At 55.3% G+C, this 15,815-nt stretch carries 14 protein-coding genes and 1 pseudogene; 14 read left to right on the plus strand and 1 reads right to left on the minus strand.

Going from position 1 to position 15,815, the window contains the following annotated elements:
- Nucleotides 1-96: 96 nt before the first annotated feature.
- Nucleotides 97-981, minus strand: a complete 885-nt coding sequence (locus tag ATB98_RS00735; protein ID WP_066867863.1) for a MurR/RpiR family transcriptional regulator — start codon at nucleotides 979-981, stop codon at nucleotides 97-99.
- A 226-nt stretch (nucleotides 982-1,207) separates the two neighbouring features.
- Here ATB98_RS00735 and ATB98_RS00740 point away from each other — a divergent pair, with 226 nt between their 5' ends.
- From ATB98_RS00740 to tnpC, 14 genes and pseudogenes are all read left to right on the plus strand, one after another.
- Nucleotides 1,208-2,533, plus strand: a complete 1,326-nt coding sequence (locus tag ATB98_RS00740; protein WP_066867831.1) for an aspartate aminotransferase family protein — start codon at nucleotides 1,208-1,210, stop codon at nucleotides 2,531-2,533.
- Between the two features lie 114 nt (nucleotides 2,534-2,647).
- Nucleotides 2,648-3,094: a carboxymuconolactone decarboxylase family protein gene (locus tag ATB98_RS00745; protein WP_234781833.1), complete on the plus strand. Its 447-nt coding sequence runs from the start codon at nucleotides 2,648-2,650 to the stop codon at nucleotides 3,092-3,094.
- A gap of 254 nt (nucleotides 3,095-3,348) precedes the next feature.
- Nucleotides 3,349-4,188: a transporter substrate-binding domain-containing protein gene (locus ATB98_RS00750; protein WP_066867837.1), complete on the plus strand. Its 840-nt coding sequence runs from the start codon at nucleotides 3,349-3,351 to the stop codon at nucleotides 4,186-4,188.
- 61 nt (nucleotides 4,189-4,249) lie between these two features.
- Complete coding sequence (locus tag ATB98_RS00755) at nucleotides 4,250-5,224, plus strand: amino acid ABC transporter permease (protein ID WP_066867839.1); 975 nt, start codon at nucleotides 4,250-4,252, stop codon at nucleotides 5,222-5,224.
- Between the two features lie 107 nt (nucleotides 5,225-5,331).
- On the plus strand, nucleotides 5,332-6,075 hold the full coding sequence (locus ATB98_RS00760) for an amino acid ABC transporter ATP-binding protein (protein WP_066867843.1): 744 nt from the start codon (nucleotides 5,332-5,334) through the stop codon (nucleotides 6,073-6,075).
- 264 nt (nucleotides 6,076-6,339) lie between these two features.
- On the plus strand, nucleotides 6,340-6,807 hold the full coding sequence (locus ATB98_RS00765; RefSeq protein WP_066867846.1) for an Lrp/AsnC family transcriptional regulator: 468 nt from the start codon (nucleotides 6,340-6,342) through the stop codon (nucleotides 6,805-6,807).
- A gap of 76 nt (nucleotides 6,808-6,883) precedes the next feature.
- The gene (locus tag ATB98_RS00770) at nucleotides 6,884-8,065 is read left to right on the plus strand and encodes a M20 family metallopeptidase (RefSeq protein ID WP_066867849.1); all 1,182 of its coding nucleotides are present in this window, start codon (nucleotides 6,884-6,886) and stop codon (nucleotides 8,063-8,065) included.
- Nucleotides 8,066-8,520: 455 nt separating this feature from the next.
- Entirely contained in the window at nucleotides 8,521-9,252 is a 732-nt protein-coding gene (locus tag ATB98_RS29345) for an aspartate/glutamate racemase family protein (RefSeq protein WP_066867866.1), read from the plus strand.
- 167 nt (nucleotides 9,253-9,419) lie between these two features.
- The gene (locus ATB98_RS00780; protein WP_066867851.1) at nucleotides 9,420-10,601 is read left to right on the plus strand and encodes a M24 family metallopeptidase; all 1,182 of its coding nucleotides are present in this window, start codon (nucleotides 9,420-9,422) and stop codon (nucleotides 10,599-10,601) included.
- A 37-nt stretch (nucleotides 10,602-10,638) separates the two neighbouring features.
- Nucleotides 10,639-12,108, plus strand: coding sequence for an amidase family protein (locus tag ATB98_RS00785; protein WP_234781834.1), 1,470 nt, complete (start codon nucleotides 10,639-10,641; stop codon nucleotides 12,106-12,108).
- A 100-nt stretch (nucleotides 12,109-12,208) separates the two neighbouring features.
- On the plus strand, nucleotides 12,209-13,363 hold the full coding sequence (locus ATB98_RS00790; RefSeq protein WP_066867857.1) for an iron-containing alcohol dehydrogenase: 1,155 nt from the start codon (nucleotides 12,209-12,211) through the stop codon (nucleotides 13,361-13,363).
- Nucleotides 13,364-13,567: 204 nt separating this feature from the next.
- Nucleotides 13,568-13,936, plus strand: a complete 369-nt coding sequence (gene tnpA, locus ATB98_RS00795; RefSeq protein ID WP_066867860.1) for an IS66-like element accessory protein TnpA — start codon at nucleotides 13,568-13,570, stop codon at nucleotides 13,934-13,936.
- On the plus strand, nucleotides 13,933-14,280 hold the full coding sequence (gene tnpB / locus ATB98_RS27640) for an IS66 family insertion sequence element accessory protein TnpB (protein ID WP_084435171.1): 348 nt from the start codon (nucleotides 13,933-13,935) through the stop codon (nucleotides 14,278-14,280). The genes tnpA and tnpB overlap by 4 nt, the downstream gene beginning before the upstream one ends.
- Before the next feature lie 62 nt (nucleotides 14,281-14,342).
- A pseudogene (tnpC, locus tag ATB98_RS00800) lies at nucleotides 14,343-15,735 on the plus strand (IS66 family transposase); the annotation flags it as partial.
- Nucleotides 15,736-15,815 lie beyond the last annotated feature (80 nt).

Below are 15,815 nucleotides of genomic sequence, written 5' to 3' on the forward strand. Positions count from 1 at the left end.
CCCTTCACTTGGACCGCCGATCCCGACAAAATCATCGCTGCCGTCAAACGTGGGCACCAAGTGTTAGATTCCATCCACTAGGACCAAACATCTAGATCAAATCTTACGTCGAGGAATGGAAGTTGCGTATGTATTCATCGAGGAAAGGTGGCGATCGACCCGCTTAAGCTCTTCAAGGGCCGCCTTGCGGTCATGGTTTGCCAAGATCCCGCACAAGACCTCCGAGATTGCTAGAGCAGGGGTCAAGGTGTGAAAAAAGGTCTGGCTCTCTGTTGAACAAAGGACCGCATGCTCGGCAATGGTTACCAGCGGAGAAACCTCACTGTCGGTTATTGCAAGGACTCCTATCCCTCTTTCACGGGCTGCCTGAGCGAGTTCCAGAGTATAAAGCGAGTATGGATTGATTGATATGGCGAGAAGAACGTCGTCTGCTGTGGCGCGAATAAGCGCGTCGCCGCCCGTTCCGGCTGGACCATCTAGATGGACGGTCTTTTCGCCTAGTAACGTCATGACGTAGTGGAAGTGCCAGGCTACCGAATGGCAGGAGCGTACTCCAAGAACATAGATCCTGCGGGCATTCTTCAGCCGATCGGCCAAGGTGCTGAGCCTGGAGAGCGTATCAGATTCGCAAAGCCGAGCTATCTGCGCTGATAGGCTCTGGAGCATTCGATGCGCCAGCCCTTCACCGTTCGTTGTGCCCTCGTCTCTCTGCATAGCGCGCATAGCGAACCCGTCCGCGCTAACCCTAATGACGTCGGCGTGTTGCCCTCGGAAATCTTCATATCCAGAAAACCCGAGGAATTTCGCCAAGCGCGTCATTGTTGACGGCTGCACGCCAGCGTTGCGCGCCAATTCTCGCATGGAAACCAGCGCGACCTCCTGCGGATGTTCAAGTATATGGCGCGCTGCCTGCTGCAACTGCTCAGACATATCGTCGAACCGCTCAATGATGTCAGCGTGAAGTGGACCCTTTTGCAACATTTGCCTCATGATGGCTGCCGTAATTCAACCGAACCATCTCTCCGGAGAGTGGAAAAGTCAAATCCTCGCTGCGCTGATGTCGGCCACTGACCGCGCTGATGCTTAACGTGTGAAAACAAATGGGTCAAAACATGATCACCTAAAACAGTTGTTGCATTTTTCGCAAAATGCTGCAAATCATTGGCAACCAGGGCCGAACTGCCGGCCGCAACAGCCCGAGACAAATATGACCAAAATCCTCCATCGAACCATCGGTACGAATCTGCCAAAAGCCGTCGCCGGGCAAGGCATCTACATTACAGATAGCGAGGGTCGTAGCTACATAGATGGATCAGGCGGCGCGGCGGTCAGTTGCCTTGGCCATAATCATCCCGAAGTGCTAGACGCAATGAAGGCGCAGATGGGGGGCATCAGCTATGCCCATACTTCGTTCTTCACGACCGACATCGCTGAACAGCTTGCCGAGCAGCTAGTCGCGTTGGCGCCCGAGGGTCTCGATTATGTCTACCTTGTATCTGGCGGTTCCGAAGCCGTGGAGGCGGCGCTCAAGATGGCGCGTCAGTATTACGTCGAAATCGGAGAATCGCGACGCCGACATATCATTGCACGTCGTCAAAGCTATCACGGAAACACAATTGGGGCTCTAGCAACCGGTGGAAATGCGTGGCGCCGCGAACAGTTCAAGCCGATCTTGCCGGAAACACATCATGTCTCGCCCTGCTATGCGTATCGAGACATGCAGGCGTGTGAAGCACCTGAGACCTACGCTGCACGACTGGCAGCCGAACTGGAGGCGAAGATCGTCGAGTTGGGAGGCGACAAGGTCATGGCCTTTGTTGCGGAACCGGTTGTCGGCGCCACGCTCGGCGCTGTGGGACCCGTGGCGGACTATTTCAAACGGATCAGAAAGATCTGCGACAAGTACGGCATCTTGCTCATTCTCGACGAAGTGATGTGCGGTATGGGCCGTATTGGTACGATATTCGCACTGGAACAGGAAGGAATTGTTCCCGATTTGGTGACCATTGCGAAGGGCTTGGGGGGGGGCTTCCAGCCGATCGGCGCGGTGCTGTTGTCGGAAAAGATCTATCGCGCGTTTGCCGAAGGTTCGGGTCTGTTCCAGCACGGCCATACCTACATCGGTCATCCCATCGCTGCGGCGGCAGCCAGCAAAGTGGTCGAGATCATCAAGCGCCCAGAAATGATGGCCAACGTCATCAACATGGGCGATCGGCTCCAGGCCGGACTTGATGCGGCACTCGGCCAGTCGCCGTACGTCGGCGACATCCGAGGTCGGGGGCTATTTCGCGGGTTGGAAATTGTCGCGGATAAGGACACGAAGCAGCCGTTCGATCCGGCTCGTAAGATTCACGCCAAGATCAAAAGAGAGGCAATGCAGCGGGGCCTAATTTGCTATCCGATGGGCGGTACAATCGATGGGAAGTTCGGCGACCATGTACTGCTGGCTCCGCCTTACATCATTCAGCCCGACCAAATCGATATGATCGTGGATCGTCTCGCTGCGGCGATCAAAGCCGCCATCGAGACCTGAGGCGCCGTTATGAATGGCTCACATAAGACGAGATCTCCTTGCCTGCCGATTACGGATGAAGACTGGCCACTTGAAATTGCGGACATGAGGCTTGGATTTGCCGGAGCACTTAACGTGTACCGCACAATGGCGCACCATCCCGCATTGCTGAAGGCATGGGCTCCACTACGTCAGCATCTTGTTAAGGATAGTTCTTTAGGTGCCGCTCGGTCAGAGCTCGTCATCCTGCGAGCGGCCCATCGGATGGGGTCGCCTTACGAATGGGCTCATCATGTGAGTCGAGCGAGAAAACTCGGTGTTTCAGATGCGCGGATTCAAGCGATGTGCGGCCTGCCCGACGGGGAGGATGGGCTGATCGCTCGCGCCGTGGACGCACTTTTCGACGACAAACGGCTCCCCCACGATGTTGAAAGCCTGCTCGCAGCCACCATCGGGAAGGAAGCCGTGTTCGACCTCATGGCCACCGTTGGCTTCTATCTCACGTTGGGCTTTATCCTGATGACATTCGATACTCCGCTGGACGAAGGCGTCGCCAGTGAAATAGCGGAGCGGCCACTATAAAAGTATGGCCCGCCCCGTCTGCAAATCACCCTTGCAGACGGGGCGGGCCATCTCATAATCACAAGTAGGTGGCGTACCCGGTCGGTCAGTTGGAAGTGCCCCAAAAGATTCACTTGACGCAAAACGCTACAAATAAAACATCTGTTGCACATTTTGCTTAGACAAGGTAATTTATCAAGCTGAGGCTTGCGTATCTCAAATCCTAGGGCCAGTGAGCTTCAAAACCAAGAACACGCTAACGCGGGGAACATCACATGAATAAGCTGATGCGACGGCTGACCGTCGCTTTATCATTCGCGGCTGTAACGATGGCCCTCCCCAACAGGGCGGAAGCTGGGGCAGTCCTCGACACCGTGCTCGCAACAAAAAAGCTACGGGTGGCAGTCGGGACCGACTGGGGAGCCATGTCGTTCTTGAACGATAAGCATGAGCTTGATGGCTATGATATAGCGGTTGCCAAGGCGGTAGCAAAATCGCTCGGAGTTGAGATCGAGTTCGTCACCCCCAGTTGGGAAGTCATCACTTCCGGCCAGTGGCAAAATCGCTGGGACATGGCTATGGGGCAGATGACGCCTACCAAAGCTCGCACCGAAAAGTTCGATTTTCCCGCAGTTTACGCTTACGACCCTGTAATCGCAGTCGTTCATAAAGACAGCAAAGCAAACAAGCCATCAGATCTTGACGGCAAGGTCATCGGCGTCACGGCCGGTACGGTGGCGGAATCGTACGCAGAACACAAACTAACACCCGACTGGATCGGGGCCGAGCCAATTACCTACCAATTCACACCAAGTGAGGTGAAAAGGTATGACAGCACCAACATCGTATTGGACGATCTCCGCATAGGTGACGGTGCCCGTCTCAGCGGAGCGATCGCCGACGAAGTGATAGCCGCGAAGGCCATAAAAGACGGCTACCCTTTGAGACAACTTGGAGAGCCGCTGTTCGCTTCCCCTGGTGCAATCGCAGTTCTTCACGGCGACAAGGAATTTAGCGATAAGATCGCAGCAGCCGTAAAGAGTATGAGCGATGACGGCACACTCTCTAAGCTGTCGATCAAGTGGTTCGGGGCCAATCACTTCGCCCAAAACTGAGGTCACTGACCTCTGGTGGCCCGGCAAACGACCGGGTCCCCTCGTTTTGAAAGGTTTTCACATGCTGTACCAAGATACGGTAGAATCCGAGGTTCTTGTTCACAAGCCTTGGTTCATCGCAGCGGTCTTTGCCGTTGTGTTAGCCGTTTTCATGCTCTTCAATCTAACCGGGACGACGTTTGGCGAATTTATGAGGCCGGTGATCGGCGATCCTGAGCAAAGCGGTCTCTACGGGCGTTTCGCGATTGCCTTCATGATTACGGTTGTGTTCTGCCTTAACGTCGTGTTTATCGCGTTTGCACCCCTGAAAGTTCAGGTCGGCATTGTATGGCTGGAACTCTTGTTGTTGTTTCTCGCCTTCTTTGACTCGTTCAACCTCAGCCTTCCGTTCATCTCCGAGAACTTGCCTTATCTGATCACGCAAGGGGTAGTAACCACGATCTATGTCTCAGCTATATCGCTAGTATTTGCGTCCATGATCGCAATCATTGCAGCGGTTGCAAAGCTTTCAAGTAATGGTTTTGCCTATGCCATTGCCAGCTTTTATACATCCTTCTTCCGCGGACTGCCCTTGCTCATGCAGATTTACTTGATCTACTTGGGATTGCCGCAATTGGGCATCATAATGGATGCTGTACCTTCAGGAATATTAGCTCTCTCGCTTTGCGTCGGTGCTTACATGACCGAAATCTTCCGAGCGGGCATCCAAAGCATCGACCGAGGTCAATGGGAGGCGTCTCGGTCCATGGGGTTCGGTTTTGGTCTGACCATGCGCCGGATTATACTGCCTCAGGCGCTCCCGGTCATTATACCTCCCATGGGAAATATGTTCATCTCTATGTTGAAAGACAGTTCGCTGGTTTCGGTTCTCGGCGTGTGGGAATTGACGTTCCTTGCTCGTACGATCGGACAGCCGACCTTTCATCACATGGAGATGCTAATAACAGCCGCCATCATCTACTGGATAATGTCTGCCTGCCTCGAGGTAGCTCAGTCACGGCTTGAACGTCATTTTGCAAGGAGCAAGGTCCGATGAGTGTTAACAACCTAAGCCAACTTAACGGCCTCACCGGAAACACGCCTTTGCATGCCGTTAGCGCGCATCACGCACCGGTCACTTCAATCTCGGAATCACTAGGTCAGATGAGTGCGGAAAAAATTATTGAAGCAACCAACGTATCTAAGTGGTACGGCTCCTTTCGCGTATTAACCGAGATCAACCTGACAGTGCGTAAAGGAGAACGTATCGTCATCTGCGGTCCTTCCGGGTCGGGGAAATCAACGCTCATCCGGTGCTTCAATCGTCTCGAGGCTCATCAGCAGGGGGACATCATCGTCAATGGAATTAGACTGCACGACAAAATGCGCAACGTCACAGACGTTCGCAAAAACGTGGGTATGGTCTTCCAGCACTTCAATCTTTTTCCTCATATGACAGTACTGATGAACTGCATGGCTGCCCCAATGTGGATCAAGGGTGTCTCCGAGGCGGAGGCTCGGAAGACTGCCATGCGATTTTTGGAACGGGTCCGAATTCCCGAGCAGGCCAACAAGTACCCGGCTCAACTCTCCGGCGGTCAACAACAGCGCGTCGCGATTGCCCGATCTCTCTGCATGGAACCGGCTGTGATGCTTTTCGATGAGCCCACCTCGGCGCTCGATCCGGAGATGGTATCAGAAGTGCTCGAAACCATGACGAGTCTTGCGCGCGACGGCATGACTATGGTTTGCGTCACTCATGAAATGGGTTTTGCCCGAGCTGTTGCGGACCGGGTTATATTCATGGATTCAGGCAAAATTGTTGAAGAAGGTGCGCCGAATGACTTCTTCACAAATCCACAACACGCAAGAACCAAGTTGTTCTTGAGTCAGATCTTGTCGCACTAAGGCGTAAGCGGGACGCAGAATCGCCGCCTTGAGATCCATTAGCCTCAAGGGCCGCAACGGCGGATGAAACTAGCTCGCAGTGTCGATCTCCGAATGCTGAAGATGAGATGCAGATGTCGGACAAAGCGTCACTGCGATTACTCCGACATCGCAGATTGCCGTAGCGGTCGAGAGTGGCACTTTTCGCTTAAGGCTTAGTACGCCCTGCACCGTCTGCAAGTGGTGCTCTGCTAGGACGAGCCATCGTCTTCGTAGGACGTCATAATGATTGAATTGGATCGCATTGACTTGGCACTCTTAGAGGCGGTTCAGAAAAACAACCGCCTAACGTCCGAGGAACTTGCTGCCCTAGTTCACTTGTCTCCAACAGCTTGTCAACGGCGCTTGAAGCGACTGCGCAGCGAGAAGGTGATTGAAGCGGATGTCTCGATCGTCTCGCCAAAAGCAGTCGGTCGACCTATCACCATGATCGTGTTGGTGGCTCTGGAGAGGGAGCGAGCGGATATCACAGACCGTTTCAAAACAGCAATACGGAACACGCGGGAGGTGATGATCGGTTATTACATCACAGGCGAAGCGGACTTCATACTCATTGTAACTGCCAAAGACATGGAGGGGTATGAACTCTTCACCCGGCGGTTCTTTTATGACAATCCCGACATCAAAGGGTTCAAGACCATGGTCGTGATGGATCGCGTTAAGGCCAGCTTCGCCTTACCCATCGAGGTCTGAGAGCATCACTGTCTCTCACTCGCATCAAAATGTCCCCGTAGCTGCGATAAATGATAGCCAGGAAAGCTGAAGTAAAATGAATCGATTGGGTGACTACCGACTTTTACAAGTAGAGTGCCAGGCAGTGATCAAAATGCGTCACGCAATGCACCGCGAGCCCGAACTATCTAACACTGAGTGGAAAACGCAAAGGAGAATTCGGGAGGCGTTGGAGCATTTTGGCGTTATGGGAGCCGGGGTTTTTCATAAGACTGGTCTCTATGTGGACATTGTGGGCCACGCTGCAGGACCCGGCCGCTTTATCGCTTTGCGCGGAGACATCGATGCTCTTCCGATTCAGGAGTGCCGCAACGACTTGCCGTTCATGTCGCAGATTGATGGCGTCATGCATGCTTGCGGCCATGACGTCCATGCATCAATCGCCTTCGGGACAGCCTTGGCTTTCCACCGTATGCGCACTGACTTCTCTGGAAGGCTTCGCGTGTTCTTTCAACCTGCGGAAGAAGCCGAGCCGCTTGGGGGGCGCTCTGTAGTCGAGATGAAACTGCTCGACGGTTTCGACGCTGCCGTGGGCTTCCATGTCCGGACTGACATCCCGGCAGGTTCGTATGGCGCTCGAGCGGGCGCTGTAACAAACTCGGCTGATCAGTTCGAACTCAAGTTTGAGGGTTTGATGTCCCATGGGGCGAAGCCATACGAAGGCGTTGACGCGATTGCAATTGCAGGAACCTTCATTAACGAAGTTCAAAAGGTGGTGTCGCGCGAAATGCCCGGTAAGGACGCGGCGGTCGTGACTATCGGCACTATCAGTGGGGGGGAGGCCACAAACATCATCTGTCCATCAGTTGTCATGACAGGCACGATTCGTACCAGCAGTGTAGAGCGGCGAGAGATGTTGGTCCAACGCGTCCGAGAGGTCGCGGAAGCTGCTGCTGCTATGCACCGGGGCAGGGCGAAATTTTCGTCGCATTTGGGCGAGCCACCTGTCGTCAACGACGCTGCCTTGGTCGAACGGTTCCGTAGGGCTGTCGTTGAACTCGCAGGAGGGGACAAGTTTGTTCGACGCCCGGCAACACCCGGAAGCGATGACTTCGGATTCTATTCTAGTTGCGTGCCTGCAATCTACTTCTGGTTTGGCAGTCAGGAGCCGGGGAATGAATCCGCGGTGCATACCCCAAATTTCGCTGTCTCCGACAAAGTCCTGCTGTCAACGACGGAGTTAACAATTGGGTATTGCAGGGATTTGTTGCATTCCTAGATCAAATGATGCTCACATACTTTTGTTGCCGCTTGTCTTGTCCGCGCAGCGCCTTCGATATCGTCGTCAACATTTGTGCCTTTTTGGTGAACTCAGAAGGTGGCGTTTTGCGCCCGCGCATGGTACTCAGTGAAGTTTAGGACATCTCCCTGAACCGGTAGCTTTAGCCAGTGGTCGGATCTGCCTGAAGGTCAATCAAATTGCCTTCAAATTGATTAGAGCGCTCCTCGCAGTAAGTGCTCACAGAAGGCCTCGCTAAAGCACGTCCAGCAGTTGGCAGAGGAGACGCGTTTGTGCTGAGGCGTGGCCATGTAAAACATTTGTTGCACACCATCCCGTTCTTCGATAGAAACCCGCAGAGTGAGTGCTCCCCCTCGATCCATAGGCCACTTTGCCAAGCCTTGACTCGAACGGAGTCGTACCGCTCAGGAGCGGATGAGATACAGGACCCAATCATGCCGTTGCAAGGCGTTTTAGTTCTCGGAATTCTCGAGCTTGACGAAGGTCGGCCGCCCCGTGACCCGTGCCTCGGTCCGCGCGCAGGATCATTCTTGAACCCTGCGACGTTTAGCCGGCCGATCATCACTGAGATGGTGAAAGGCGCGTTGCCGGAAATTGTCATTCGCGGCGATGCTTCACTTGAGGAGGCTTGCGTGACAGCTGCGCGGCGCTTGGTTGCAAGAGGCGCCCACGTCATATCTGCTGACTGCGGTTTCTTTATCCGGCATCAGGCGGCGATCTCGGCGGCAGTCGACGTACCTGTAGTGACGTCCAGCCTGCTACTCATCCCCATGCTGCTACGCCAGCTGCCGCGGCGCAAAAAGATTGCCGTCCTGACGGCCGACTCAAGACATTGCAGTGAAGATTTGCTCGGACTCGAAACGCCTGCCGATCGCGCTCGCGTGGTCATCGGCGGTATTGAAGATGGCGATTACATGCGAAACACGCTGGCGCGCCCGTTTGTTCGCACTGACCTTGATCAGATCGAGCGTGAGGTGCACGCTTGTGTCGCACGGCTACATGCGGAGCATCCCGAAATCGGAATGCTGCTCTTCGAGTGCACGGGATTCCCTGTCGTCACAAAGGCGCTTCGCCGTACCGTAGGGTTGCCGATCTACGACATTACGGATCTCTGCCGCCTGACGATAGCCAGCGTTTCGAGCGAAACGGGGGAACGATCACCGTAGAGCCAGAGCGGTGAGGTTGTCCTCTCGGCCGGAGGTTTCTCCTGACCTAGAAACCAAGGGTTTGGTCCACATTATTTGATTGGTCGACAACATGGAAAAGCATAATCGCAAATGATTTGCATGGGAGTCGCTAGCGCTGACCAGCTAACGATTGTGGAGGATCTAAGATGAGTGAAGCGCAACTGCGATTCGAGATATCTGAATACAAGAGCCGGCTCGACAAGGCGCGTAATGCGATGGAGAAAGTAGGACTCGATCTGCTGGTCGTTACGGACCCCGCCAACATGGGCTGGCTGACCGGATACGATGGTTGCTCCTATTATGTACCGCAGTGTGTGGTCGTTTCTAAGGATCAGGACCCACTCTGGTTTGGTCGGCGCATGGACGCTAACGGCTGCCGTCGAACAGCATACATTAGTGAGGACCGGATAAAATGGTATGGGGACGAATACGTCCAGTCCGACACTCTGCATGCGATGTCGGTTCTCGGACAAATCGTTGCAGACGAAGGTCACGGATCTGCAATAATCGGCGTGGAAAAAGACAGTTCCTGCCTGTCCGCCGCCTCTTTTGAGGCCCTTTACGCTTCGCTCCCTAACGCCAAATTTAAGAACGCCGATCGCCTCATTAACTGGCAACGACTCGTGAAGTCGCCCCGCGAGATTGAATACATGCGCGGTGCTGGGAAGATCGTCGAAGCCATGTATGAACGGGTAACAGACGTGCTGCGCCCAGGCGTCAAGCAGTCCGACGTCATCGCCGAACTTTCTTATGTTGGTACTCGCGGGGTTGACGGGTATTGGGGAGACTATCCGGCTTGCGTACCGAACCTTGGCGCAGGTGCGGATGCCTCTGCCCCTCACCTAACGTGGACAGACAGGCCCATTCGGGCAAATGAGAGTATTTTCTTCGAGTTGGCAGGCGTGCACAAGCGCTATCATTGCCCACTTTCGCGAACATACTATCTGGGGCAGCCGACCTCCCAGATACTTGATGCGGAAAAGGCCGTCCTCGAGGGGATGGAGGCTGGCCTCGAGAAGGCCTTGGCAGGGAACTGTTGCGAGGACATCTCGAAGGCATACACTGCCGCACTCGCTCGAGGCGGTTTCGAAAAGACGAGCCGGTCGGGATATCCGATCGGTATGGGGTATCCGCCGGCGTGGGGCGAGAATTCCGCCAGCTTCAGGAGCGGAGACAAGACCGAGTTGCGCCCGGGTATGACTTTCCACTTCATGTCTGGGCTCTGGTATGGCGACTGGGGCATCGAAATTACGGAAAGCATTCTGATTACGGAGGGCAAGGTTGAATTCCTTTCAAAGGTGCCTCGCAAGCTGTTTGTGATCGAATGATCTTCACAACGATCTGGCGGCTGAGGATTGCTTCTGCGTGAATGAATTTCGCAGCCGCATTCGGGATCAACAAATACAATACAACAGAAGGCACATTATGGACTCTGAAACGATCGGATACATGACTGCGATTGAGCTGGTCAAGCTTATCCGGACCAGGAAGATTTCGCCAGTAGAGTACATGCGGGCGTTGTTAGACCGTATTGAGGCGCTGGAACCCAAGCTCAATGTCTTCGCTCATCTGGCAGCAGATAAAGCGTTAGACGATGCGAAAAGAGCGGAAGCTGATCTTATGAGCGGCAAGCGGAATCTGGGGCGTTTGCATGGTGTACCTGTTACCATCAAGGACTTGCAGATAACCAAGGACATGCCGACTCAGCAAGGGAGCAAAATCTACGCAGGCCACCAACCGAGTGAAGATGCACCGCTGGTTACGCGTTTGCGCGAACAGGGTGCGATCGTTCTTGGGAAGACGACGGTCTCGGAAATCGGCTGGACTGGGGTTTCTCGCAGTCCGCTGACGGGCATCACCAGCAATCCCTGGAAGCTTGGCTACAATGCAGGCGCCTCCTCGGCAGGCGCCGGAACTGCGGCGGCGGCAGGTTTGGGTCCGTTGCACCAAGGCAGCGACGGCGGCGGCTCGATCCGTCTTCCCGCGCACTGTTGCGGAATCTTCGGACACAAGCCAAGTTTCGGCCGGGTGCCGAATTATCCTGTCTCGGCGGGAGATATGACCTCCCATGTTGGCCCGATGTCGCGCACGGTTGCTGATTCTGCATTGATGCTTGAAGTAATGGCAGGGCCTCACTTCCTCGACTATTCCTCACTTGAAGCAGGACCTGCCAATTATCTCGCTAGACTGGAGGAAGGCGTACGGGGGAAGCGTATCGCGTATAGCCCTGATCTAGGTTTTGCACGCGTGGATCCCGAGGTCGCCGAACTCGTGAAGGCCTCCGCGGGACGGTTCGAAGAGCTCGGTGCCAAAGTCCACGAAGTGTCTACCGCCTGGGCGGACGAAGGTCCGGAGATATTTCGGTTCTTTTGGTCGGCGAGTTGCTCAGGTCTTGCTGGTCTTCTTTCAGAGTGGGAGTCAGAAATGGACCCTGGACTCGTAGCTTGTATCAAACAGGCTGAGGATGTTCCTGTCTCGCGTTTTGAGGCCATGCGTCGTCGCAAGATGGACTATGTTGCGAACATTCATCGATGGTTTCAGGACTGGGACCTCTTGCTAACGCCGGCCGCCGCGGTCGCCGCCTTCCCCGTCGAGCCCTTAGTTCCTGGACAGATCCCTGTTGATCCATGGGAGGAGTTCAACTGGATCGATTTCAGCTATCCTTTCAATATGTCCTGGAACCCGGCCGCGAGTGTGCCATGTGGTTTCACTTCAGCCGGGCTGCCTGTCGGTCTGCAAATCGTCGGACAGCGTTTTGACGACCTCGGTGTACTACAGGCGGCTGCCGCATTTGAACAGATCCAGCCGTGGGCACATAAGCGACCGCCGCTCTGAGCAAGGATGCCGAGATGCAAACCGACAGAACTTCTCAGTTGTGTAACGTGTAGTTGCGGCGGTGCTTTGGGTAAGCCGGTCGAGCGACCGAGGGTTTCAGATGCAAGAATTCGAATTCCAGACAGTGCCGGCAATGAAGATCGCTTGGGGCGGGTCCAAACGACTCGGCAATGTCATCGCAGCGCGGTTTAAGCCACGCAACGCGCTGTTCATTACTGATGCTGGCCTCGTAAAAGCGGGTCTCGTTGCCCCAATCATTAGCAATTTGGTCGGTGCTGGGTTCGCCGTAACCGTGTTCGACAAGGTAATCGCCGATCCACCAGAGAATGTGGTGTATGATTGTGTCGAAGCTGGACGACAGGCTAGAGCTGACATCATTGTCGGCTGTGGCGGGGGCTCTTCTCTTGACGTCGCAAAGCTAGTCGCGGTGCTGCTTAGCTCTAATCAACCACTTGCCGACATGTATGGCATTGATCAAGTTAAGGGAGCGCGCTTGCCGCTAATCCTGCTGCCAACAACGGCAGGCACAGGTTCCGAAGTTACAAATATCTCCATCATTACGACGACTGAATTTACAAAGATGGGCGTCGTCTCGCCTCAGCTTTATGCGGATTTTGTGATGCTTGATGCCGAGCTCACTGTGATGCTGCCGCGAATACACACTGCTGCAAGCGGTATCGACGCGATGGTTCACGCAATAGAGGCGTACACGAGCAAGCACAAGAAGAATGCGTTCTCCGACGCCCTCGCCAGGGAAGCGTTGAAGCTTCTCGGAGGCAATCTCATTGCCGCCTGCAACGAGCCATCCAACCGAACTGCCCGTGAAAACATGCTGCTCGGCGCGACGTTAGCGGGCCAGTCCTTCGCCAATTCGCCGGTTGCCGCGGTTCATGCGCTGGCATATCCCCTTGGTGCGCGTTACCACATTCCGCACGGCCTTTCTAACGCCCTGATGCTCGGCCCTGTCTTGCGGTTTAATGCGAAGGAGGTCGCGCTTCTTTACTCGGAACTGGCGGACGTGCTGCACTTGGGCGGACAGGGGAATTCGATGAGCCGAGCCAACGCCTTCGTTGATCATATGAAAATGCTGTTAATCGAAAGCGGTGCCCCCCGTCGTCTTCGGGATGTTGGTGTGACGGAAGAGTGTCTTAGCACGCTCGCCGCCGCTGCAATGAGACAGAACCGGCTTCTGGCCAACAACCCTGTCGAAGTAAGTGAAGAAGACGCGCTGGCTCTCTATCGAGAAGCATTCTGACCCTTTTATCAATCCGCGATGTATTTCGTTCGGGCGTGGGCTACAGGCTACAGCCGAGCAGTCCCAAACCCTGCGTTCTTCCTTTAGCCTAGCTAGGTGAGCAAGGTAACCGCCCGATTGTCACCGCCTGCCGGCTATCGTCGTGATGGCCTAAGACACGTCCTTAACGACGTCGTTAAGGACGTGTCTTAGGCGAGGTTTGTGATGCGTGTGGAAATTCTGGGGCAGGAACGGCGGCGCCGGTGGTGCGACGAACAGAAGCTCGAGATTATCATGTCGGTTGGGATCGACGGGGCGACGGTGACTGAGGTTGCGCAGCGACACGATGTGACACGACAGCAGATTTACACCTGGCGCAGTGAGCTGAAGAAGAAGGGCCTGTCGTCGCCGTCTGCGAATGCGGTGTTTGTTCCCGTGGATATGAATGCCGTGCAGACCGAGCGCCGTGGGGACCAGCAGGACCCTTCTGGTATGATCGAGTTGAGATTGACCTGTGGCCGCAGCCTTTGCTTCGACAGCGGCGTGAATGCCGCCACCCTGACGCGGCTTATCCGGGCGGTGGAGTCGGCATGATCGGACCGGGAACTGGTGTTCGAGTGTATCTTGCCTGCGGGATAACGGACATGCGAAAAGGGATCGAGGGTCTGGCGGCGCTTGCGCAGGACGTGTTGCGCCAGAAGCCGACAGGAGGTGCGGTTTTTGCATTCCGAGGCCGGCGCGGCGATCGTTTGAAACTTCTCTATTTTGATGGCCAGGGCTTTTGCCTTTATTACAAGGTCCTCCAGAGGGGCCGCTTTCCGTGGCCGTCGACCGCCGATGGGACGGCTCGCCTGACAACGGCGCAATTGGCGATGTTATGGGAAGGAATTGATTGGCGGCGTCCCAACTGGGGTGCCCCACCGGCGCGTGTCGGTTAATTTATCCTTCTGATTCTACTCGTTTTTATGGATCTTCGTCCTGACCTATGGTAGTCAGGCTCATGTCGAATGCCCCCCAAAATCTTCCCGATGATCCGGCCTTCCTGAAGGCAATGATCGCCGCTTTGCAGGCGGAAAACGCGAAGATGTCGGCGACGTTGCAGGTCCATGACCAACTGATCCAGTCCTTGCGACTGCGTATCGCCAAGCTGAAGAAGCAGGTCTTCGGCAAGTCCTCTGAAAAGATCGAACGGGAAATCCAGCAGCTGGAACTGGCGCTGGAGGATCTTTTAATCGCCGCATCGGAAAGCAGCACCAAGCCGCTCGATGAGGTCGATGAGGCAGTGCCTGCCGCGCCTGTGGCAAGCACGCCCAAAAAGACTATGCGCCGCCGTCCGGGAAAAGGCAGCTCGCGAGCGCAAAGAACTCGATCCTGGTACCTGCTGCCCCGATTGCGGCGGTGAACTGCGGCTTGTCGGCGAGGACGTAAGCGAAATCCTCGACATGATCGCTGCGCAGATGAAGGTCATCGAGGTCGCTCGGTTGAAGAAGTCCTGCCGTTGTTGCGAAAAGATGGTGCAGTTGCCGGCACCAAGCCGTCCCATACCGGGCAGCATGGCAGGTGCTGGCCTTCTGGCTTACATCCTCGTCTCGAAGTTCGACGACCATCTGCCATTGTATCGCCTGAACGAGATCTTCGCCCGCATGGGCGCCGACATTCCCGGCAGCACGCTGGTCGATTGGTGCGGTCGCGCCATGCAGGTGCTTCAGCCTTTGATCGAGCGGATCGAGGCCGCGATCATGGGAAGCGACCTTCTCCATGCCGACGACACCCCGATCCGGGTGCTCGATCGCTCTCTGCGGGACAAGGGGTTGGGCAAAGGCGTGAAGAAGGGCAGGATCTGGACGTATGTCCGCGATCAACGTCCCTGGGCGGGCGCGGCTCCACCGGGTGCGGTTTATTACTTCGCTTCGGACTGGAAGGAAGACCACGTCCACCATCACCTCAGGCAGGCGAGCGGCATTCTCCAAGCCGATGGCTACAAAGGCTACGGGAAGCTTTATGACCCTGGAGCGGATGGGACACCCCGATTCCGAGAGGCAGCCTGCTGGGCGCATTGGCGACGCGACTTCCACGATATCTGGACCTCGAATAAATCCGAGATCGCACGTGAGGCTCTCGATCGTATCGGTGCGCTTTACGACGTCGAACGCGACATTGCCGGTCAGTCTGCCGATATCCGCTTGGCCGCACGTCAAAAGCACAGCAAGGCAAAAGTCGAAGCCTTGCGCGTCTGGGCCGAGGCGCAGCTGAGCCGCATTCCGGGAAAGGGCGATCTGGCGAGTGCCTTCCGTTACGGCCTGAGCCGATGGTCCTCATTCTGCCTGTTCCTGGAAGATGGTCGTGTCGCCATCGACAACAATCCCGCCGAGCGGGCCCTGCGCCCAATTGGAAGCGCTGATTCATTGTACCCCTCTTCTTCAAGTGTCTGGAAACATTGATATTTGTTTTTGGAGTTCGGCGCGACACGGAC

Source organism: Sinorhizobium saheli (assembly GCF_001651875.1).
In the GTDB taxonomy this organism is placed as follows: Bacteria; Pseudomonadota; Alphaproteobacteria; order Rhizobiales; family Rhizobiaceae; genus Sinorhizobium; species Sinorhizobium saheli.

Coding starts and splice junctions, on each gene's coding strand:
- ATB98_RS00735 (WP_066867863.1), bottom strand. CDS start 981: ATGTTGCAAAAGGGTCCACTTCACGCTGACATCATTGAGCGGTTCGAC.
- ATB98_RS00740 (WP_066867831.1), top strand. CDS start 1,208: ATGACCAAAATCCTCCATCGAACCATCGGTACGAATCTGCCAAAAGCC.
- ATB98_RS00750 (WP_066867837.1), top strand. CDS start 3,349: ATGAATAAGCTGATGCGACGGCTGACCGTCGCTTTATCATTCGCGGCT.
- ATB98_RS00755 (WP_066867839.1), top strand. CDS start 4,250: ATGCTGTACCAAGATACGGTAGAATCCGAGGTTCTTGTTCACAAGCCT.
- ATB98_RS00760 (WP_066867843.1), top strand. CDS start 5,332: ATGAGTGCGGAAAAAATTATTGAAGCAACCAACGTATCTAAGTGGTAC.
- ATB98_RS00765 (WP_066867846.1), top strand. CDS start 6,340: ATGATTGAATTGGATCGCATTGACTTGGCACTCTTAGAGGCGGTTCAG.
- ATB98_RS00770 (WP_066867849.1), top strand. CDS start 6,884: ATGAATCGATTGGGTGACTACCGACTTTTACAAGTAGAGTGCCAGGCA.
- ATB98_RS29345 (WP_066867866.1), top strand. CDS start 8,521: ATGCCGTTGCAAGGCGTTTTAGTTCTCGGAATTCTCGAGCTTGACGAA.
- ATB98_RS00780 (WP_066867851.1), top strand. CDS start 9,420: ATGAGTGAAGCGCAACTGCGATTCGAGATATCTGAATACAAGAGCCGG.
- ATB98_RS00790 (WP_066867857.1), top strand. CDS start 12,209: ATGCAAGAATTCGAATTCCAGACAGTGCCGGCAATGAAGATCGCTTGG.
- tnpA (WP_066867860.1), top strand. CDS start 13,568: ATGCGTGTGGAAATTCTGGGGCAGGAACGGCGGCGCCGGTGGTGCGAC.
- tnpB (WP_084435171.1), top strand. CDS start 13,933: ATGATCGGACCGGGAACTGGTGTTCGAGTGTATCTTGCCTGCGGGATA.